Source organism: Aeromicrobium sp. CF4.19 (genome assembly GCF_051262555.1).
Lineage (GTDB): Bacteria > Actinomycetota > Actinomycetes > Propionibacteriales > Nocardioidaceae > Aeromicrobium.
This window is the reverse complement of record NZ_JBIMEU010000002.1, coordinates 97,468-117,322: the sequence shown is the minus strand read 5'-3', so window position 1 is coordinate 117,322 and position 19,855 is coordinate 97,468. Positions and strand designations below refer to the sequence as shown.

The 19,855-nt window shown below is 70.1% G+C and carries 18 protein-coding genes and 1 tRNA gene; 5 read left to right on the top strand and 14 right to left on the bottom strand.

The annotated features are described in order from the left end of the window. Positions 1-10 precede the first annotated feature (10 nt). The 3 genes from ACHAAC_RS05055 to ACHAAC_RS05045 are packed head-to-tail and all read left to right on the top strand — an operon-like array spanning position 11 to position 2,682. Positions 11-1,006, top strand: coding sequence for a branched-chain amino acid ABC transporter permease (locus tag ACHAAC_RS05055; protein ID WP_435714951.1), 996 nt, complete (start codon positions 11-13; stop codon positions 1,004-1,006). Further along, positions 996-1,901, top strand: coding sequence for an ABC transporter ATP-binding protein (locus tag ACHAAC_RS05050; protein WP_435714949.1), 906 nt, complete (start codon positions 996-998; stop codon positions 1,899-1,901). The genes ACHAAC_RS05055 and ACHAAC_RS05050 overlap by 11 nt, the downstream gene beginning before the upstream one ends. Beyond that, the gene (locus tag ACHAAC_RS05045) at positions 1,894-2,682 is read left to right on the top strand and encodes an ABC transporter ATP-binding protein (RefSeq protein ID WP_435714948.1); all 789 of its coding nucleotides are present in this window, start codon (positions 1,894-1,896) and stop codon (positions 2,680-2,682) included. The genes ACHAAC_RS05050 and ACHAAC_RS05045 overlap by 8 nt, the downstream gene beginning before the upstream one ends. 221 nt (positions 2,683-2,903) lie before the next feature. Here ACHAAC_RS05045 and ACHAAC_RS05040 read toward each other — a convergent pair whose 3' ends face one another. Together ACHAAC_RS05040 and ACHAAC_RS05035 are read right to left on the bottom strand one after the other, a co-directional pair. Beyond that, the gene (locus ACHAAC_RS05040) at positions 2,904-4,166 is read right to left on the bottom strand and encodes an ABC transporter substrate-binding protein (protein ID WP_435714946.1); all 1,263 of its coding nucleotides are present in this window, start codon (positions 4,164-4,166) and stop codon (positions 2,904-2,906) included. Positions 4,167-4,296: 130 nt separating this feature from the next. Next, positions 4,297-4,941, bottom strand: a complete 645-nt coding sequence (locus ACHAAC_RS05035; RefSeq protein WP_435714945.1) for an ANTAR domain-containing response regulator — start codon at positions 4,939-4,941, stop codon at positions 4,297-4,299. Positions 4,942-4,969: 28 nt separating this feature from the next. On the opposite strand from ACHAAC_RS05035, the gene ACHAAC_RS05030 reads away from it, so the two are divergent. Beyond that, positions 4,970-5,052: transfer RNA gene (locus tag ACHAAC_RS05030), tRNA-Leu, on the top strand. 200 nt (positions 5,053-5,252) lie between these two features. On the opposite strand, the gene pyk is transcribed toward ACHAAC_RS05030, so the two are convergent. The 7 genes from pyk to trpC form a co-directional block, all read right to left on the bottom strand. Further along, positions 5,253-6,722 carry a pyruvate kinase gene (pyk, locus tag ACHAAC_RS05025; protein WP_435714944.1) on the bottom strand — a complete coding sequence of 490 codons (1,470 nt, stop codon included), beginning with the start codon at positions 6,720-6,722 and terminating at the stop codon, positions 5,253-5,255. A gap of 174 nt (positions 6,723-6,896) precedes the next feature. Next, on the bottom strand, positions 6,897-8,378 hold the full coding sequence (locus tag ACHAAC_RS05020; protein ID WP_435714943.1) for a glutamate synthase subunit beta: 1,482 nt from the start codon (positions 8,376-8,378) through the stop codon (positions 6,897-6,899). Further along, on the bottom strand, positions 8,371-12,921 hold the full coding sequence (gltB, locus tag ACHAAC_RS05015; protein ID WP_435714942.1) for a glutamate synthase large subunit: 4,551 nt from the start codon (positions 12,919-12,921) through the stop codon (positions 8,371-8,373). The genes ACHAAC_RS05020 and gltB overlap by 8 nt, the downstream gene beginning before the upstream one ends. A gap of 145 nt (positions 12,922-13,066) precedes the next feature. After that, positions 13,067-13,933 (bottom strand): prolipoprotein diacylglyceryl transferase, encoded by an 867-nt coding sequence (gene lgt, locus ACHAAC_RS05010; RefSeq protein ID WP_435714941.1) that lies wholly within the window; start codon positions 13,931-13,933, stop codon positions 13,067-13,069. Further along, positions 13,930-14,727 carry a tryptophan synthase subunit alpha gene (gene trpA, locus ACHAAC_RS05005; protein WP_435714939.1) on the bottom strand — a complete coding sequence of 266 codons (798 nt, stop codon included), beginning with the start codon at positions 14,725-14,727 and terminating at the stop codon, positions 13,930-13,932. Before trpA ends, lgt begins: the two co-directional genes overlap by 4 nt. Continuing rightward, on the bottom strand, positions 14,724-15,962 hold the full coding sequence (trpB, locus tag ACHAAC_RS05000) for a tryptophan synthase subunit beta (RefSeq protein ID WP_435714937.1): 1,239 nt from the start codon (positions 15,960-15,962) through the stop codon (positions 14,724-14,726). The genes trpA and trpB overlap by 4 nt, the downstream gene beginning before the upstream one ends. Before the next feature lie 65 nt (positions 15,963-16,027). Continuing rightward, positions 16,028-16,834 carry an indole-3-glycerol phosphate synthase TrpC gene (gene trpC, locus ACHAAC_RS04995; protein WP_435714936.1) on the bottom strand — a complete coding sequence of 269 codons (807 nt, stop codon included), beginning with the start codon at positions 16,832-16,834 and terminating at the stop codon, positions 16,028-16,030. Between the two features lie 116 nt (positions 16,835-16,950). Between trpC and ACHAAC_RS04990 the strand changes: the two genes are divergently transcribed. Beyond that, positions 16,951-17,379 (top strand): DUF4190 domain-containing protein, encoded by a 429-nt coding sequence (locus ACHAAC_RS04990; RefSeq protein WP_435714934.1) that lies wholly within the window; start codon positions 16,951-16,953, stop codon positions 17,377-17,379. A gap of 76 nt (positions 17,380-17,455) precedes the next feature. On the opposite strand, the gene ACHAAC_RS04985 is transcribed toward ACHAAC_RS04990, so the two are convergent. The 5 genes from ACHAAC_RS04985 to hisI form a co-directional block, all read right to left on the bottom strand. Then, positions 17,456-17,893, bottom strand: coding sequence for a DUF2752 domain-containing protein (locus ACHAAC_RS04985; RefSeq protein WP_435714932.1), 438 nt, complete (start codon positions 17,891-17,893; stop codon positions 17,456-17,458). 82 nt (positions 17,894-17,975) lie between these two features. Next, positions 17,976-18,617: an RDD family protein gene (locus tag ACHAAC_RS04980; RefSeq protein WP_435714931.1), complete on the bottom strand. Its 642-nt coding sequence runs from the start codon at positions 18,615-18,617 to the stop codon at positions 17,976-17,978. A gap of 36 nt (positions 18,618-18,653) precedes the next feature. After that, positions 18,654-18,899 carry an HGxxPAAW family protein gene (locus tag ACHAAC_RS04975; protein ID WP_435714930.1) on the bottom strand — a complete coding sequence of 82 codons (246 nt, stop codon included), beginning with the start codon at positions 18,897-18,899 and terminating at the stop codon, positions 18,654-18,656. Between the two features lie 42 nt (positions 18,900-18,941). Beyond that, positions 18,942-19,508, bottom strand: a complete 567-nt coding sequence (locus ACHAAC_RS04970; RefSeq protein ID WP_435714929.1) for a Trp biosynthesis-associated membrane protein — start codon at positions 19,506-19,508, stop codon at positions 18,942-18,944. Next, positions 19,505-19,843: a phosphoribosyl-AMP cyclohydrolase gene (gene hisI / locus ACHAAC_RS04965; protein WP_435714928.1), complete on the bottom strand. Its 339-nt coding sequence runs from the start codon at positions 19,841-19,843 to the stop codon at positions 19,505-19,507. Before hisI ends, ACHAAC_RS04970 begins: the two co-directional genes overlap by 4 nt. Positions 19,844-19,855 lie beyond the last annotated feature (12 nt).

The following is a 19,855-nucleotide window of genomic DNA, read 5'->3' as shown; positions in this document are numbered from 1 at the left end:
GGGGGCGGACATGGACTTCGTACAGATTCTCAACGCAGCGCTCTCCTCGGCCCTGGGCCCGCAGGCGGTCGTCTTCGCCCTCGCCGCCATCGGCCTGAACATCCACTTCGGCTACACCGGCCTGCTGAACTTCGGCCAAGCCGGCTTCATGGCCGTCGGCGCCTACGGGCTCTCCGTGACCGTCGTGACCATGGACCTGCCGTTCTGGCTGGGCATCGTCATGGGTTTGATCGCCCCCGTCGTGCTGGCCATCATCCTCGGCGTCCCCACGCTGCGGCTGCGCGCGGACTACCTCGCCATCGCCACGATCGCGACGGCGGAGATCCTGCGCCTGGTCTTCGGCGCCGTGGAGACCAAGGACGTCTTCGGCGGCTCCAACGGACTCACCGGCTTCGCCGGCACCTTCCAGGACATGAACCCCTACGCCCGCGGCATCGACCTGGGCATCGTGTCCTTCCGGCGCGGCGACCTGTGGTCGCTCACCGTCGGCTGGGTGCTCGTCGCGCTGGCCTGCCTGCTGGTGTGGCTGCTCATGCGCAGCCCCTGGGGCCGCGTGCTGCGCTCGATCCGTGAGGACGAGGAGGCCGTCCGCTCGCTGGGCAAGAACGTCTACTTCTACAAGATGCAGGCACTCATCCTCGGTGGCCTGTTCGGTGGCATCGCCGGCATCTTCTACGCCCTCAAGCAGGCGTCGGTGGTCCCGACCGACTACTCCACGCAGTTCACGTTCTTCGCCTACACCGCGCTGCTCATCGGCGGTGCGGCGCGCGTGCTCGGCCCCGTCATCGGCGCCATCATCTTCTGGTTCCTGATGTCCGGCATCGGCTCGTTCTTCAGCCAGGCCGTGTCCGGGGCCGACCCGCTGATCCCGACGTTCATCATGACCGACATCCAGGCCAGCCTGGTGCGGCTCATCCTCGTCGGCCTGGGACTGATGCTGCTGATGATCTATCGACCCCAAGGAATCTTCGGAGACCGGAAGGAGCTGGCGATCGATGCCCGCTGAGACCACCTCCACCCCCCTCGCCGGGGTCGAGAACCGCCCCGGCGTCCCCAAGCCCGACCCGATCGTCGAGGGATCGAACATCACGCGCACGTTCGGCGGCCTGAAGGCCGTCGACGTCGATCACGTCGAGATCCAGCGTGGCGTCATCACCGCCCTGATCGGACCGAACGGCGCCGGCAAGACGACGCTGTTCAACCTGCTCACCGGGTTCGACGTCCCCGACTCCGGCGACTGGTCCTTCAACGGTCACTCGCTCGCCCGAGTCCCCGCCTACAAGGTGGCGCGCCGCGGCATGGTCCGGACGTTCCAGCTCACCAAGGTGCTCTCCAAGCTCACGGTCATCGAGAACATGCGACTCGGCGCCACGGGCCAGCGGGGCGAGAAGTTCTGGTCCGCCCCGTTCCGGGCGCTGTGGAAGGCGCAGGAGGACGAGGTCACCCAGCGTGCGGACGCGATCCTGGCGCGGTTCAAGCTCGACGCCAAGCGCGAGGACTTCGCGGGGTCCCTCTCCGGCGGACAGCGCAAGCTGCTGGAGATGGCACGCTCCCTGATGGTCGACCCCGAGCTGATCATGCTCGACGAGCCGATGGCCGGTGTGAACCCGGCTCTGAAGCAGTCCCTGCTGGGACACGTGAAGTCACTGCGCGACGAGGGCCGCACCGTGCTGTTCGTCGAGCACGACATGGACATGGTCCGTGACATCTCCGACTGGGTCATCGTCATGGCCCAGGGCACGATCGTCGCCGAGGGCACACCCGCACAGGTGATGGCCGACCAGGCCGTCATCGATGCGTACCTCGGGGCACACCACGAGACCGACATCACCGAGCTGGACGAGGGCGAGATCGATCGAGAAGCCGAGCAAGAGCTCAAGGGAGAGGCCGAGCATGACTGACGACATGACACCGGAGCTGCAGGCCGAGCGCGACAAGCACCTGGCCGGGGCCGACGGCGCCGTGCTGCGAGCCGACGACCTCACAGCCGGCTACCTGCCGGGGGTCAACATCCTCAACGGGACCGACCTCTACTGCCAGCCGGGCGAGCTCGTCGGCATCATCGGGCCCAACGGCGCCGGGAAGTCGACGCTGCTCAAGGCACTGTTCGGCCTGGTGACCATCCACAGCGGGACGGTGGAGCTCAAGGGCGAGAAGATCACCAACCAGCGGGCCGACACCCTCGTGACGGCCGGGATCGGCTTCGTGCCGCAGAGCAACAACGTCTTCCCGAGCCTGACGATCGAGGAGAACCTGGAGATGGGCTGCTACCAGGAGCCCAAGAAGTACTCCGAGCGGTTCGACTTCGTCACCAACATCTTCCCCAGGCTCGGTGAGCGTCGAAAGCAGCGCGCCGGGTCCCTGTCCGGTGGCGAGCGCCAGATGGTGGCGATGGGCCGGGCACTCATGATGGACCCCCAGGTGCTGCTGCTCGACGAGCCGTCGGCCGGCCTCTCCCCCGTGCTGCAGGACGAGGTGTTCGTGCAGACGCGCAACATCAACAAGGCCGGCGTCTCCGTCGTCATGGTGGAGCAGAACGCCAAGCGCTGCTTGCAGATCTGCGACCGCGGGTACGTGCTGGACCACGGCCGCAACGCCTACTCCGGCACGGGCCGCTCCCTCGCCGACGACCCCAAGGTCATCCAGCTCTACCTGGGCACGCTGGGCCAGAAGGCCGGCTGAGCCGCCCACCGGCTCCCCCACGGCGCCGCTCGTCCCGCACGGGGACGGGCGGCGTCGTCGTTCTCGTTCCGATCCTGCGCCGGGCCGGGGACGGCCGTCGCGCTCCCCGTCCTGGAGACCACCTGCACGGGCTGCCCCGGTGCTAGAGCCGCGGACACGACGATGCCCCCGGAGCCAGGCTCCGGGGGCATCGTGCTGGGTGTTGCTGCGTCAGCCGATCCTCAGATCGTTCCGTCGATGAACTCGATGGGGCTGTTCTGGTTGTTCTCATCGAACTCATAAACGCCGATCGACGCGGCCGTCGGACTGCCGGTCTCGCCGAACTCGATGGGTCCGGAGACGCCGTCGTAGTCGATGTCCTCACCCTCGGCGAGCAGGTCGGCGCACTCCTGGAAGGTGGTGCACTTGGTGCCCTCGCGCGTGACGTCGACCATGTTCTCCGCGATCGCGTCACCGGCATCACTCTCGGCCGCGATGGCCGCGAGTGCCGAGACGATCACCGAGTCGTAGGACTCCGGACCGTAGGCGAAGCTGTCGAGGTCGGGGTCGATCTCGAGCAGGCGGTCCTGGAACTCACCGGCGGAGTCGGCACCGGGGATGGTGCCCTTGGTTCCCTCCAGGATGCCGGGATCCAGGTCCTCGGAGTAGTCCGCGGTGTTGCCGTCCACGAAGTACGTGTCGACGTCCTGCGGACCGACCCCCGCGGTCACGAGCTGCGGGATGATCGTCGTGGTCTCCTCGAAGGCGATCAGGAGCACGGCGTCGGGGTCGGACTCCTCGATCTCGGCGACCTGCGAGTCGTAGGACTGCGCGTTCTCGCCGTAGAAGACCGTCGCGGCCACCGTCGAGCCGGCCGCCTCCAGGCCGTTGCCGACCTCTTCGGCGAGGGTCTCGCCGTAGGAGTCCTGGCGGGCCAGGATCGCGACGTTCTGCTTGCCGTCCTGGATCAGCAGGTTCGACAGCACCGCACCCTGGAGGATGTCCGAGGGAGCCGTGCGGAAGTACAGGTCCGGCTCGGCGTAGTCACCGGTGTCGAAGTCCGTGGAGGTGTTGGCGGGCGAGAACATGACCGACCCGGCCGACAGGATCTTGTCGATCACGGTCAGGGAGACACCCGAGGCCGCAGCGCCGACGATGACGTCGGAGTCGGCGTCGAGCAGCGCGTCGGTCTCGGCGGGAGCGATGCCGGTGTCGGTGTCGCCGGAGTCACCACGGACGTGGACGACGTCCTCACCGAGCACGCCACCTGCCTCGTTGATCTCCTCGACGGCGAGGTCGACGCCGGCGAACTCCGGCGGGCCGAGGAACGCGAGGCTACCGGTCTGGGGAAGCAGCGTGCCGAAGGTCAGCACACCGTCGGAGCGCGAGCTGCTCGCCTCCTCGTCGTCTCCACCGTCGTCGCCTCCGCCGCCACAGGCGGCGAGCACGAGAGCGCTGGCCGCGGCGACCGCGGCGAGGCGCATGGTCTTGGTACTGCGCTTCATCTATTTCTCCCGGGATTGGGTCGTGCGGGCCCATGATGGGTCCGAGTCATTAGGGATGAACCTAAACCGCGGGAGGGTCAGTTGGGGCATCGCCGACACAAAGACGCCCTTCGTAGCCAACTTGTAACCCTCAGGAGCCGTCGGATCGGTCGTCCGTCCCACCGAGGCCCCCTGAGGGGACTCCGTGCTCGACGATGCGCTCGGCGACGTCGCGCATCGAGGTGCGCAGGTCCATCGCAGTGCGCTGGATCCACCCGAAGGCGTCCGGCTCGCTGAGGCCCAGGCTGGTCTGCAGCAGCGACTTGGCCCGGTCGATCGCCTTGCGGGCGGCGAGCTGCTCGGTGAGCCCCTCGACCTCGCCACCCAGGGCCCTGAGCTCGGCGAAGCGGCTGCGGGCGACCTCGATCGCGGGGACGAGGTCGGTGACGGTGAAGGGCTTGACGAGGTAGGCCATCGCCCCGGCGGAGCTCGCCCGCTCGACGAGGTCGCGCTGGCTGAAGGCCGTCAGCATGACGACCGGCGCGATGGCCTCGGTGGCGATCACCCCGGCAGCGGTGATGCCGTCCATGCCGGGCATCTTGACGTCCATGACGACGAGGTCGGGGCGGTGCTCACGCGCCAAGGCGATGGCCCGCTCGCCCTCGGATGCCTGGCCGACGACGTCGTAGCCCTCCTCGGTCAGCATCTCGGCGAGGTCGAGCCGGATGAGCGCCTCGTCCTCGGCGATGACGACGCGCGGCGCGGCGGGGGCCGTCTCCTCAGGGCTGTGATCCACATGAGAAGGTTATCCGGCCACCAGGTCGGCCGGGATGGCGGAATGGCAGACGCGACGGTCTCAAAAACCGTTGTCCGAGAGGGCGTGCGGGTTCGAGTCCCGCTCCCGGCACCCCGAGTCACACTGGTGAGGGCCAGCTCGGTGGTGCGCCCCCTCGAGGTGCCCGACTCGCTGTGCCCGGTGCCGGCCCGCCGACGCACCCCCGACCTGCCCGCACCGGGTCGGTGTCACAGCAACTGAATGTTCGCCCATCAGGTTGCTGACGCACCGATCCGCAGCCCGCACAGCCCTTTCGGTTGCTGACGCACCGATCAGGTGGAGCTGCTGCCGTCGCGGTCACCGAGGTCGTAGGCCGGGACCACGCGGTTGATGGCGTCGCCCATGCGGTGGATGCGCAGGGCGTTGGTGGAGCCGGGGATCCCGGGAGGGGCACCGGCCACGATGACGACCTCCTCGCCGACGTCGCAGCGCGCCACCTCCAGCAGCGCCTTGTCGACCTGCAGGACCATCTCGTCGGTGTGGCGCACCTCCGGCACCAGGAACGTCTCCACGCCCCACGTGAGCGCGAGCTGGTTGCGCGTGAGCGCGTCCGGCGTGAACGCGATGATCGGGATGGGTGATCGGTAGCGCGCCATCCGGCGAGCCGAGCCACCGATGGTGGTGAAGGCGACGACGTACTTGGCGTCGATCGCCTCAGCGACCTGGGAGGCGCCCCGGCCGATGATGCCCGTCCGCGTCTTGGGGGTCCAGGTGTAGGCCGCCATGCGGGGCAGGCCGTGGTCCTCGGTGGACTCGATGATGCGGGCCATCGTGCGGACGGTCTGGATGGGGTACTCCCCCACGCTCGTCTCGCCGGAGAGCATGACGGCGTCGGCACCGTCGAGGACGGCGTTGGCGACGTCGGACGCCTCGGCGCGGGTGGGGCGCGGTGCCGAGATCATCGACTCCAGCATCTGCGTGGCGACGATGACCGGCTTGGCGTTGCGACGCGCCTTCTCCACGATGAGCTTCTGCACGATCGGGACGTCCTCGAGCGGCAGCTCCACGCCGAGGTCGCCGCGGGCCACCATGACGCCGTCGAAGGCGTCCATGATCTCGTCGAGGTTCTCCACGGCCTGGGGCTTCTCGATCTTGGCGATGACGGGTCGGTGGACGTCGACCTCGCGCATCACCCGACGGACGTCGTCGGCGTCGCGGGCGCTGCGGACGAAGGACAGCGCGACGAAGTCGACACCCTCGGCCAGGGCGAAGCGCAGGTCGGCGATGTCCTTCTCGCTCATCGCCGGGACGCTCACGGCCACGCCGGGCAGGTTGAGGCCCTTGTTGTTGCTGATCGGGCCGGGCACCTCGACGGTCGTGATGACGTCGTTGCCGGTGACCTGCAGGGCGCGCAGGCGGACACGGCCGTCGTCGATGAGGATCTCGTCGCCCGGCGAGACGTCTCCGGGCAGGCCCTTGTACGTCGTGGAGCAGCGCTCGGCGTCACCGAGGACGTCGTCGGTGGTGATCGTGTACCGCTCGCCGAGGGTGAGCTCGACCGGCCCGTCGGCGAAGCGGCCGAGGCGGATCTTGGGCCCCTGCAGGTCGGCCAGGACGGCGATCGGCTTGCCGGTCCGCTCCGCCGCGGCTCGCACGTGGGCGACGTTGGCCTCGTGGTCGGAGTGGTCGCCGTGGCTCATGTTCAGCCGAGCGACGTCCATACCGGCCTCGGCCAGCTGGAGGATGCGTTCGGCGGTCCCGACAGCGGGTCCGAGGGTACAGACGATCTTTGCTCTACGCACGGGTCGAGCCTACTCAGGGGTCGGTCGTACCCGCGAGTCACCTCGCTCTGGGCGCCACCACCGCCGACAGCTGCACGGTCTTCTTTCATCTGCACGGGTTGCAACCCGTGCAGATGGAAGATTCCCGTGCAGCTGTGCTGATTCCCATGTCGACATGGGAATCAGGAATCAGCCTCAGACGACCAGGGGGCGGTCGTTCGGGTTGATGGGTCGGGGCAGCGGGCTGGCGGTCTCGGTGAGCCAGGCGTCGACACCAGCGGCGGCGGAGCGGCCCTCGGCGATCGCCCACACGATGAGCGACTGGCCACGGCCGGCGTCGCCGGCCACGAAGACGCCGGGCACGCTGGACATGTAGGTCCGGTCGCGCGCGATGTTCCCGCGCTCGTCCAGGTCGACACCGAGCTGGTCCACGAGGCCCTCACGCTGCGGGCCGGTGAAGCCCATGGCGAAGAGCACGAGCTGGGCCGGAAGCACCTCTTCAGTGCCCGGGACCTCCTCGAAGGAGCCGTCCTTCATCTCGACCTGGGTGATGCGCAGGCCCGCGACGTTGCCCTCGCCGTCACCCACGAACTCCTTGGTGGAGACGGCGTAGGTGCGCTCGCCACCCTCCTCGTGGGCGGAGGCGACGCGGTAGATCATCGGGTACGTCGGCCACGGCTGGTTCTCGGGCCGGTCCTCGCCGGGCTGCGGCATGATCTCCAGGCTCGTCACCGACCGGGCGTCCTGACGGATGGAGGTGCCGAGGCAGTCCGCGCCGGTGTCACCGCCGCCGATGATGACGACGTCCTTGCCGGTGGCGAGGATCTGGTCCCCACCTCCTGGCACCGGCTCCTCGCCGAGCGCGGCCCGGTTGGCCTGGGGCAGGAAGTCCATCGCCTGGTGGATGCCGGCCAGCTCACGCCCGGGTGCCGGGAGGTCACGACGGACCGTGGACCCGATCGCGAGCACGATGGCGTCGTAGCGGTCCCGCAGCTGCTGTCCCGTGAGGGTCTCCCCCACCTGGACGCCACTGCGGAAGACGGTGCCCTCCTTGCGCATCTGGTCGATGCGTCGGTCGACGTGCACCTTCTCCATCTTGAACTCCGGGATGCCGTAGCGCAGCAGCCCGCCGGGCTTGTCGTCGCGCTCGTAGACGGCGACGGTGTGGCCGGCGCGGGTGAGCTGCTGGGCCACCGACAGCCCTGCCGGACCGGAACCGACGACGGCGACGGTCTTGCCCGTGAGCCACTCGGGCGGCTCCGGCCGCACGTTGCGCCACTCCCAGGCCCGATCGATGATCGAGACCTCGACGTTCTTGATCGTGACCGGGTCACGGTTGATGCCCACGACGCACGACGTCTCGCAGGGCGCGGGGCACAGCCGCCCGGTGAACTCCGGGAAGTTGTTCGTGGCGTGGAGGCGGTCGATGGCCTCGTTCCAGTCGTCGCGCCAGACCAGGTCGTTCCACTCCGGGATCAGGTTGCCCAGCGGGCAGCCCTCGTGGCAGAACGGGATGCCGCAGTCCATGCAGCGCCCCGCCTGCTCGGAGATGATCGGCAGCAGGGCCCTGCCCGCACCGCCGGGGTAGACCTCGTTCCAGTCGTTCACGCGCTCCTCGACGGGTCGCCGCTCGGCGACCTCCCGGGGGGTCGTGATGAATCCGCGGGGATCAGCCATTCGCGGCCACCTCCATCATCCGTGCGGTCGTGTCCTCGTCGGAGAGTCCCTCCGACTCGGCCTGCTCGCGGGCCTGCAGGACCTTGCGGTAGTTGACGGGCATGATCTCGGTGAACCGGGCCAGCGAGGCGTCCCAGTCCGCCAGCAGCTGCTCGGCGACGTCCGACCCGGTCTCCTCGTGGTGCTGGCGCACCAGGGCCTGGAGCTCCTCCGCAGCCACGCCTTCCACGGGCCGCAGCTCCACCATGGCCTGGTTCACCAGGTCGTGGTCGAGGTCGAGGATCCAGGCCTGGCCCCCGCTCATGCCGGCGGCGACGTTTCGCCCGGTGGGCCCGAGCACGACGACCCGGCCCCCGGTCATGTACTCGCAGGCGTGGTCACCGACGCCCTCGACGACGGCGCTCATGCCGGAGTTGCGCACGCAGAACCGCTCCCCGACCAGCCCGCGCAGGAAGATCTGGCCGCTGGTGGCACCGAACCCGATGACGTTGCCGGCGACGATCTGCCCCTCGGGCGTGAACCTCGCCTCCCGTGGTGGTCGCACCACGATGCGCCCACCGGACAGGCCCTTGCCGACGTAGTCGTTGGCGTCGCCCTCGAGCCGCAGCGTGATGCCCGGCGGCACGAACGCGCCGAAGGACTGCCCGGCCGAGCCGAGGAACGTCAGGTCGATCGTGTTCTCCGGCAGGCCCTCGCCGCGGTAGCGCTTGGTGAGCTCGTGGCCCAGCATCGTGCCGACGGTGCGGTTGACGTTGCGGATGGCCACCTGGGCGCGCACGGGCTCGCCGCTCTCCAGCGCCGCGGAGCACATCTCGATGAGCTCGGCGTCCAGGGCGACGTCCAGGCCGTGGTCCTGACCGGTCGTGCAGTACAGGTCCGTGCCCTCGGGGAGCGCGGGCTTGTAGAGGATCGGCGAGAGGTCCAGCCCCTCGGCCTTCCAGTGGTCGATCGCCTCACGCGCATCCAGCATCTCGGCGTGACCGACGGCCTCGTCGAGGGACCGGAAGCCCATCTGGGCGAGGTACTCACGCACCTCCTCGGCGATGAACTCGAAGAAGTTCACGACGTACTCGGCCTTGCCGGAGTACTTCTCGCGCAGCAGCTTGTTCTGCGTGGCCACGCCCACGGGGCACGTGTCCAGGTGGCAGACGCGCATCATGATGCAGCCACTCACGACGAGCGGCGCCGTGGCGAAGCCGTACTCCTCGGCTCCGAGCAGCGCGGCGACGACGACGTCGCGACCGGTCTTGAGCTGACCGTCGCACTGCACGACGATGCGGTCGCGCAGGCCGTTGAGCAGCAGCGTCTGCTGGGTCTCGGCGAGGCCGAGCTCCCACGGCCCGCCGGCGTGCTTCAGGGAGGTCAGCGGCGATGCGCCCGTCCCGCCGTCGTGACCGGAGATCAGCACGACGTCGGCCTTGGCCTTGGACACGCCCGCCGCGACCGTCCCGACGCCGACCTCCGAGACCAGCTTCACGTGGATGCGGGCCGACGGGTTGGCGTTCTTGAGGTCGTGGATGAGCTGCTTGAGGTCCTCGATGGAGTAGATGTCGTGGTGCGGCGGCGGGCTGATCAGCCCGACACCCGGCGTGGAGTGCCGGGTCTTGGCCACCCACGGGTACACCTTGGGGCCGGGCAGCTGGCCGCCCTCGCCGGGCTTGGCGCCCTGGGCCATCTTGATCTGGATGTCGTCGGCGTTGGACAGGTACTCGCTGGTGACGCCGAAGCGGCCGGACGCCACCTGCTTGATCGACGAGCGACGCTCGGGGTCGTGCAGGCGCTCGGAGTCCTCCCCGCCCTCGCCGGTGTTGGACTTGCCACCGAGGCGGTTCATCGCGACCGCGAGGGTCTCGTGGGCCTCCTGGCTGATCGAGCCGTAGCTCATGGCGCCGGTGGAGAACCGCTTGACGATGGCGCTGACCGGCTCGACCTCGTCGATCGGGACCGGCGGGCGCACGCCCTCCTTGAAGCCGAGCAGCCCGCGCAGCGTCATGAGCCGCTCGGACTGGTCGTCCACGCGGCCGGTGTACTGCTTGAAGATGTCGTAGCGGCCGGTGCGGGTGGAGTGCTGCAGGCGGAAGACCGTCTCGGGGTCGAACAGGTGCTCCGGTCCGTCACGCCGCCACTGGTACTCGCCCCCGACCTCGAGGTGACGCCGGCGTCCGAGGATGCCGTGGGTCGGGTAGGCGACGGCGTGCCGCGCCGCCACCTCCTGGGCGATGACGTCCAGTCCGATGCCACCGAGCTTGCTCGCGGTGCCGGTGAAGTACGCGTCGACGACCTCGTGGGAGAGGCCGATGCACTCGAAGATCTGCGCGCCGGTGTACGACGCGACGGTCGAGACGCCCATCTTGCTCATGACCTTCAGGACGCCCTTGCCCAGGCCGTACGCAAGGTTGCGGACGGCCTGCTCGGGCTCGACGTCGGAGACGAAGACGGCCTCACGGGCGAGGTCCTCGGCGGTCTCGAGCGCGAGGTAGGGGTTGACGGCCGTGGCGCCGTACCCGATGAGCAGCGCGACGTGGTGCACCTCGCGGACGTCGCCGGTCTCCACGAGCAGACCCGCCTGCGAGCGCAGCTTCTCGCGCACCATGTGGTGGTGCACGGCCGCGGTGAGCAGCAGTGACGGGATGGGGGCGAGGTCGGCGTTGGAGTGCCGGTCCGACAGCACGATGATGCGGGCGCCGTCGGCGACGGCGGCCGAGACGTCCTCGCAGATCTCGTGGAGCGTGGCCTCCAGGGCCTTGCCACCACCGGCCACGCTGTACAGGCCTCGGACCACGTGCACCGCGAAGCCCGGCATGTCGCCGTCGCGGTTCATGTGCCGGATCTTGGCCAGCTCGTCGTTGTCGATCACCGGGAACGGCAGCTGCAGCATCCGGCACGACGCGGGGCTGGGCGCGAGCAGGTTGGTCTCCGGGCCGATCGTGCCGGCGAGCGAGGTGACGATCTCCTCGCGCAGGGCGTCCAGCGGCGGGTTCGTGACCTGCGCGAACAGCTGCGTGAAGTAGTCGAAGAGCATCCGCGGGCGCTCGGAGATCGCCGCGATCGGGGTGTCGGTGCCCATCGAGCCGATGGCCTCGGCACCGGTGCGCGCGATCGGCGCGACGAGCTTGCGCAGCTCCTCCTCGGTGTAGCCGAAGACCTGCTGGCGGCGCGTCACCGACGCGTGCGTGTGGATGATGTGCTCGAGGTCCGGCAGGTCCTCGAAGCGCACCATCCCGGAGTACAGCCACTCGTCGTAGGGGTTCTCCGCGGCCAGACGGCCCTTGATCTCCTCGTCCTCGACGACGCGGTGCTCGTCGAGGTCCAGCAGGAACATCCGGCCCGGCTCGAGCCGTCCCTTCTTGGTGATCGTGGCCGGATCGAGGTCGAGGACGCCGGACTCCGAGGCGAGGACCACCAGGCCGTCGTCGGTGATCCAGTACCGCCCGGGGCGCAGACCGTTGCGGTCCAGGACCGCCCCGATCTGGGTGCCGTCGGTGAAGCAGACCGCGGCGGGCCCGTCCCACGGCTCCATGACGTTGGAGTGGAACTCATAGAACGCCCGGCGGGCCGGATCCATCTCGGCAGCGTTCTCCCACGCCTCGGGGATCATCATCATGACGGCGTGCGGGAGCTCGCGGCCCCCCAGGTGCAGCAGCTCCAGCACCTCGTCGAAGGAGGCGGTGTCCGACCCCTCGGGGTCGCAGACCGGGAAGAGGCGGCTCATGTCACCGGGGAACAGGTCGCTCTCCAGCGTCGCCTCGCGGGCGCGCATCCAGTTGCGGTTGCCGCGCGCGGTGTTGATCTCGCCGTTGTGCGCGACGAAGCGGAACGGGTGGGCCAGCGGCCAGCTGGGGAAGGTGTTGGTGGAGAAGCGGCTGTGCACGACGGCGAGCGCCGACTCGACCCGCTCGTCGCGCAGGTCCGGGTAGAACTCCTCGAGCTGCTCGGTGGTGAGCATGCCCTTGTAGACGAGGGTCCGTGCCGACAGGGACGGGAAGTAGACCTTGGCCTCGTGCTCGGCGCGCTTGCGCAGGCAGTACGCGAGCCGGTCGAGCTCGAGGCCCGTGCGCTCCTGGTCCGTGGCCGTCACGAACACGAGCGAGAACGACGGCATCGCACCGCGCGACATCGAGCCGAGGATGTCGGGGTTCACGGGGACGTCGCGCCAGCCGAGGACCGTCAGGCCCTCCTGCTCGGCAATCTGCTCGATGTCGCTGCGCGAGCGGGCGGCCTCGTCCGGCTCCACGGGCAGGAAGGCCATGCCCACGGCGTACGCACCGGCCGCCGGCAGCTCCAGGCCGCCGACCTCGTCCCGGGCGACCTCGCGCAGGAACCGGTCGGGGACCTGCATCAGGATGCCGGCACCGTCACCGGTGTCGGGCTCCCCTCCCACCGCGCCGCGGTGATCGAGGTTGCGCAGCGCGGTCAGACCGTGCGCGACGATCTCGTGGGTGGGCACGCCGGTGAGGGTGGCCACGAAGGCCACGCCGCACGCGTCGTGCTCCTGCTGCGGGTCGTACAGGCCCTGGGCCGGTGGCTGGGACGAGAAAAGCATCGGGACCCCTCAACGTCGGACGATCTGGCTCGGGAACGCCGAAGGCGTTCCGCTCGGGACGACGTTGGCCCAAGACAGCGTCACAAGATTACACGGCATCGACCACGTCGACGAGTGCTGCCACGTCCCCGCCCCTCGGGCCGGCCTACTCGCGCGTGGAGCCGCCGCCCGCGTCGTCGGTCCCGACGGCCACGTCGGGTTCCCGTCTGCTGCGCCGGGTGCACCACCAGAACATCACCGCTCCGAGCGCGAAGACGAGGATCGAGGTCCAGACGTTCAGACGGAACGGGCCGATCATGTTGGCGGTGTCGATGCGCAGCGCCTCGGTCCAGACGCGACCGGCGGTGTAGAGCATCACGTAGAGCCACCACGCCCGGCCGTGCGTGAGCCGGACCCGTCGATCGATCAGCACGATCAGCAGCGCCGCCGCGAGGTTCCACAGCAGCTCGTACAGGAAGGTCGGGTGGAAGGTCGCGAACTGCTCGAAGCCGTTCGGTCGGTTGGCGACGTCGATCTCCAGGCCCCAGGGCAGGTCCGTGGGGCGACCGAAGAGCTCCTGGTTGAAGTAGTTGCCCAACCGGCCCACCGCCTGCGCGACGAGCAGGCCCGGCGCGAGGGCGTCTGCCAGCTCGCTGGGCCGAACACCGTAGCGGCGACAGGCGATCCAGGCCCCCACGGCACCACCGGCGACCGCGCCCCAGATGCCGAGCCCGCCGTTCCAGATGTACAGCGCCTCGACGGGGTTGCGGCCCTCGCCGAAGTAGAGCTCCGGGGAGGTGAGCACGTGATAGATCCGGGCACCGATGATGCCGGACGGGATCGCCCAGATGGCGATGTCGCCGACCGCGCCGGCCCGGCCACCCCGGGCGACGTAGCGCCGCTCGGTCATCCAGATGGCCAGCAGGGCGCCGATGATGATGCCGAAGGCGTAGGCCCGCAGCGGGAGCGGCCCGAGGTACAGGACCCCGGTGTCCGGGCTGGGGATGGAGGCGACCAGAGCCGTCGTGCTCATGAGCGCTCCACCCCGGCTCGCAGCTCGCGGGCGAGCTCACGGACCGCATCGATCCCCGAGGCGTGGTCGGCCGCGTCGAGCAGGCACCGCACGATGGCCGAGCCGACGATGACGGCATCGGCGAACGCGGCGACCTCGTGGGCCTGCGTGCCGTTGCTGACGCCGATGCCCACGCCGACGGGCTTGTCCGTGACCTCGCGCAGGCGCGCGACGAGGGTCGGGGCGAGGGTGCTGGACTGCTCCCGCACGCCCGTGACGCCCATGACGGCCGCTGCGTAGATGAAGCCGCTCGCCGACTCGGCAGTCATGGCGAGCCGCGCGTCGGTCGAGGAGGGCGCCACGAGGTAGGTGCGGTCGAGCCCGTGGGAGCGTGAGGCGGCCTCCCACTCCTGCGCCTCGTCGGGGATCAGGTCCGGCGTGATGAGACCCGCTCCCCCGGCCGCGGCCAGGTCGGCGGCGAACCGGTCGACGCCGTAGCGCTCGACAGGGTTCCAGTACGTCATCACGACGGGCACGGCCCCGGCTTCGGCGACGGCTCGAACGACCTCGAAGACGTCGGGGACGCGAAAGCCCGCGGTCAGTGCCTGCTCGGCGGCGGCCTGGACAGTGGGGCCGTCCATGACCGGGTCGCTGTAGGGCAGGCCCACCTCGACGAGGTCCACGCCGCCCTCGACGAGGGCGCGGACCGCGTCCTTCGACGTCGCCAGGTCGGGGAAGCCGGCGGGCAGGTACCCGACGAGCGCGGCACGGCCCTCGGACCGCGTCCGCTCGAAGAGCTCGTCGATGCGGCTCACTCCTCCACTCCCTCGTCGAGCACGACGGGGCCGTCGATGAGCCCGAAGTACTCCGCCGCCGTGTGCACGTCCTTGTCACCGCGACCGGAGAGGTTCACCAGCAACGTCGCGTCCGGGCCCAGCTCCTCGGCCAGCCGCACGGCACCCGCGAGTGCGTGCGCGGACTCGATGGCCGGGATGATGCCTTCGGTCTTGCACAGCAGGTCGAAGGCCCGCATCGCCTCGGCGTCGGTGGCGGGGACGTACTGGGCCCGGCCGGTGTGCGCGAGGTGGGAGTGCTCAGGCCCGACGCCCGGGTAGTCCAGGCCGGCGGAGATCGAGTGCGACTCCACGGTCTGCCCGTCCTCGTCCTGCAGCAGGTAGGAGCGGGCGCCGTGCAGGACCCCGACGTCGCCGCCGGTGATCGTGGCCGCGTGCCGCGGGGTGTCGACCCCGTCACCACCGGCCTCGATCCCGACGAGTCGGACGTCGGCGTCGTCGATGAAGGCGGTGAAGAGGCCGATGGCGTTGGAGCCGCCGCCGACGCACGCGAGGGCCACGTCCGGCAGCGTGCCGGTGAGCTCCAGGCACTGGGCGCGGGCCTCGTCACCGATGCCGCGCGTCAGGTCGCGCACCATCGAGGGGAACGGGTGCGGCCCGGCGGCGGTGCCGAAGAGGTAGGACGTGTGGTCGACGCTGGCGACCCAGTCGCGCAGCGCCTCGTTGATGGCGTCCTTGAGGGTCCGGCTGCCCGTGGTGACGGGGACGACCTCGGCCCCGAGCATCTGCATGCGGGCGACGTTGAGCGCCTGGCGCTCGGTGTCGACCTCGCCCATGTAGACGGTGCACTCCAGGTCGAGGTAGGCGCAGGCCGTGGCCGAGGCGACACCGTGCTGGCCGGCGCCGGTCTCCGCGATCACCCGGGGCTTGCCGATGCGCTTGGCCAGCAGGGCCTGCCCGAGGACGTTGCGGATCTTGTGCGCCCCGGTGTGGTTGAGGTCCTCCCGCTTGAGCAGGACCCGCGCGCCGACGGCCTCGGAGAAGCGCGACGCCTCGTACAGCGGGCTCGGGACGTTGGCGTACTCCCGGAGCATGCGGTCCAGCTCTGCGGTGAACGTGGGATCGGCCTTGGCCTCGGCCCAGGCCCGGTCGAGCTCGTCGAGCGGCGCCACGAGCGCCTCCGGCATGAAGCGACCGCCGAAGCGGCCGAAGTGTCCGGTGGCGTCCGGCTGGGAGTACTGCGGGGCGGTCGTCATGGCGTCCTAGCGGTCTGTCGTCGAAGCATGGGCGGGCCGTCGGACCTCACCATCGGATCGCCACGTCAGGCTCGGTGCTGCAGTGCGGGGTGGGAGCCGGCCGCCACGAGATCGGCGACCGTCTCGCGCGGGTTCTCCCCCCGCACGAGGGTCTCGCCCACGAGCACGACCTGCGCACCGAGGCGCCCGTACTCGATCACGTCGTGCGGGCCACGGACGCCGGACTCGGCGACCGTGACGACGCCGGACGGCATCGACGGGACGAGCCGCTCGAAGGTGGTGCGATCCACCTCCAGCGTCTTGAGGTTGCGGGCGTTGACGCCGATCAGGTCCGCGCCGGCGTCGAGGGCTCGTTGGACCTCCGGCTCGTCGTGGACCTCCACGAGCGGCGTCAGGCCGATGGAGCGGGCCCGCTCCACCAGGCTGACGAGGGCATCCTGCTCGAGCGCGGCGACGATGAGCAGAGCCATGTCCGCGCCGGCGGCACGCGCCTCCCACAGCTGGTAGGAGGTGGTGATGAAGTCCTTGCGCAGCACCGGGACCGTCACCCGTGACCGCACGGCCCGCAGGTCCTCGAGCGTGCCGCCGAAGCGGCGCTGCTCGGTGAGGACGCTGATCGCGGCTGCGCCACCGACGGCGTAGTCCTCGGCGAGCGCAGCCGGATCCTTGATGGGGGCGAGCGAACCCTTGCTGGGGCTGGCGCGCTTGACCTCGGCGATGACGTTGACGCCGTCGGCACGGAACGTGGGCATCGGGTCCAGCGCCGGGTCCTGGCGGTGCGCCGACTCCTTGAGGTCGTCCAGCGGGCAGGTCTGCATGCGGACGGCGAGGTCGGCCATCACGCCGTCGATGATCTCGTCGAGAACGCTCATGTCCCTCCTCGACCTCGGTACGGTGACACGTTCGGTGACACCTCCAGCGTAGACCCGCAGTGACACGCCGGGGGCGGGGGTGCCGTCGCGGCAGGTTTCTCACTAGGGTCGGGGCCATGACGACCAACACTCCGCCCCCGGGCGATCCCCACGACCCCAACCAGCCGGGCGGCGGCTCGGACCTGCCCTCCTACGGATCGGTCCCCCCGCCCCCGGGCGACGGCGGCCAAGGCTTCCCGCCCCCCGGTGGTGGCCAGCCGTACTCGCAGCCGGAGACCAACAAGAAGGCCCTGTGGTCGATGATCCTGGGCATCGTGGGCCTGCTGTGCTGCGGCCTGCTGCTCGGCATCCCGGCGATCATCCTCTCCACGATGGCCAAGAAGGAGATCGCTGCCTCCAACGGCTCGCAGACCGGTGGCGGCATGGCCACCGCCGGACTCATCCTCGGCATCATCGCCGTGGCCTGGAGCGTCGTCTACGGCATCCTCATCGCCGTCGGCGTCGTCGACGTCGCCTTCTCGGGTGACACCTCCAGCACGTTCTGATCCGCCCCCTGGGGCCGGCCCGACGTCGAGGACCCGGCGAGCACGTTGCTCGCCGGGTCCTCGCACGTCCGGAGGCCTAGGGCGCGAGCCAGGCGCCCCAAGGCGTCAGGCGGAGAACGCCGAAGGCCACGAAGGCCACGAGCAGGGCGATGCCGGCCCGATTGCCGATGCTGATCATCCGCCCGTCGACCCGCTGCCAGCGCCGGACCACCCAGCCGATCCACGCCAGACCGACCGCCGCCATCATCAGCACGACGAACGCGTTGCTGGACAGGGCGCCGACCAGGTCGAACCGGGTGAGCTCGTTGACCGCGCGCAGGCCCCCGCACCCCGGGCACGGCTGTCCAGTGAGGAGCAGGAAGGGGCACATGCCCCACGACCCCTCCTCGTGCGGGTCGCGCAGCGCGAGCGCGGTGACGGCCGAGCCGGCGACGAGCGCGGCCAGACCCGGAGCGACGAGCAGCTCCGCACGGCTGCGTGCGGAGCGCTGCGTCACCGGGCTCGGGCTCGTCATGCGGTCGCGTCCTCTGCAAACCCACCGTTGGAGCGCGACCGCCTGAGGTGTCCTTGGTTCACGCCCCCTAGCTGCCGCTCGCTCACGCCTTGAGCACCACCGTGTTGACGACCTTGTCGTGCAGGGCCTGCTTCTTGGGGTCCCAGAGCGGCCACAGCGCGTTGATGTAGCAGGTGCACGTGGTCAGCAGGGAGAACAGCAGGGTGCGACCGACCGACAGCCAGGTGCCGAGCGTCGTACCGTCCTCCTTGACGACCTTGATGGACACGATCTGCTTGCCCAGGCTCTGCCCCGACCGTCCCTGGCGGACGCCGAGGTTCCAGAAGGTGAAGGCGATCACGACGAGGACCGAGAGCATCGACAGCACCACGCCGACGACCGTCAGCGGGCCACCCTCCACGGACCCCGTGCTGAAGTTGGTGTCGGCGATGAGGAAGCCGTAGCCCACGGCGTACAACGGGATGAACACCGCGCTGGAGATGAGGCTGTCGAGCAGGTAGCCCGCGAACCGAAGGCCCCAGTGGGCGTAGGGGTCGTGCCCTGGATGGCCCGGGGGAACGCCGTGCTGTCCTGCGGGCGGCTGACCCGGGTACGGCTGACCCGGGTACTGCTGACCCGGGTACGGCTGGCCGGGAGCCGGCTGGCCGTAGGGCGGCGGGGGCGGCGTCGAGCCACCCTGGCCCTCAGGCTCGTCGCCGGGATAGCTGGGGTACTGACCGCTCATTCTTGTTCCCTCCGAGGTGTCGTGCTGGGGATGGGGTCAGCCGTCCAGGGTGGAGCGGTGCTCGTCGACGCCTTGGGCCTTCTGGCCGTGGCCCTCGGCGCGCTCGACGCCCATGCCGGCGGCGGACATGACCAGGCCGACCGGGCCGGCCGCGAGGGCCACGACGGCTCCGATCGTGAACACCACCCAGTTGGGATTCGGGATCAGCGCGACGCCACCGATCAGGATGCCGAACAGACAGAGAAGGACGGCGGTCCAGGAGGCCTTCGACGATCCGTGCATGGGGTGCTGCTCCTCAAGGGACGGTTCAATGACGACCGCAGCCTACTCGGTGGGGTCGCGGCCCTCATCGAGAGCCTTCCAGAGATCGTCGTCGTTCTCACGCCTCGCGGCCTGCGGAGCGTCGTAGCGCCCGCCCATCGTCGGCCACCTCGGGGAGAGCATCACGACGAGCACGCCGAGGGCCGCCGCGAGCACGCCGCATCCGGCCGTCGCCCAGCGCCACCACGTGAGGTCCTGGCCCCCGGGGACGTTGCCCCCGGTGAAGGACGGCGAGGCGCTGATCGCATCGGCGAGTGCGTCGGAGGTGGCCCCCGACGCCGTGGCCGCGAGGATCGCGCTGGCGACCCCGAGAGCCGTCACCAGCACGCCGACCGCACGCCGGACCCGACCTCGCGTCGCGAGCACGGCGAGCGCACCGGTCACCACCACCAGGCCGAGGGCGGCGACGAGCGGGACCGCCTGGTTCCCGGTGACGGTCACGACGTCGTCGGGCACACCGGCTGCCTGCACGCGGGTGCTCGCCCACGGACGCCCCGCCGCGAGGACGATCGCCCCGCCCACGGCGAGGGTGGCCAGGACGACGGGGCCGTAGAGCCGTCGAGGCGTCACAGCAGCCGGTCTCGGTCGAAGCAGGTGGTCGCCCCGGTGTGGCACGCCGGGCCGGTCTGGTCCACGAGCACCAGCAGCGTGTCGCCGTCACAGTCCAGCCGGACCTCCCGCACGTGCTGGACGTGCCCGGAGGTCTCACCCTTGACCCACAGCTCGCCACGACTGCGGCTCCAGTAGGTGCCCCGACCGGTGGTCAGCGTCCGGTGCAGCGCCTCGTCGTTCATCCACGCCACCATGAGGACGGCTCGGCTGGAGGCGTCCTGCACCACGGCGGGGACGAGGTCGTCCTGGCCACGCGTGAGACGCGCAGCGACGGCGGGATCCAGTGCACTCACGGCGACATCCTC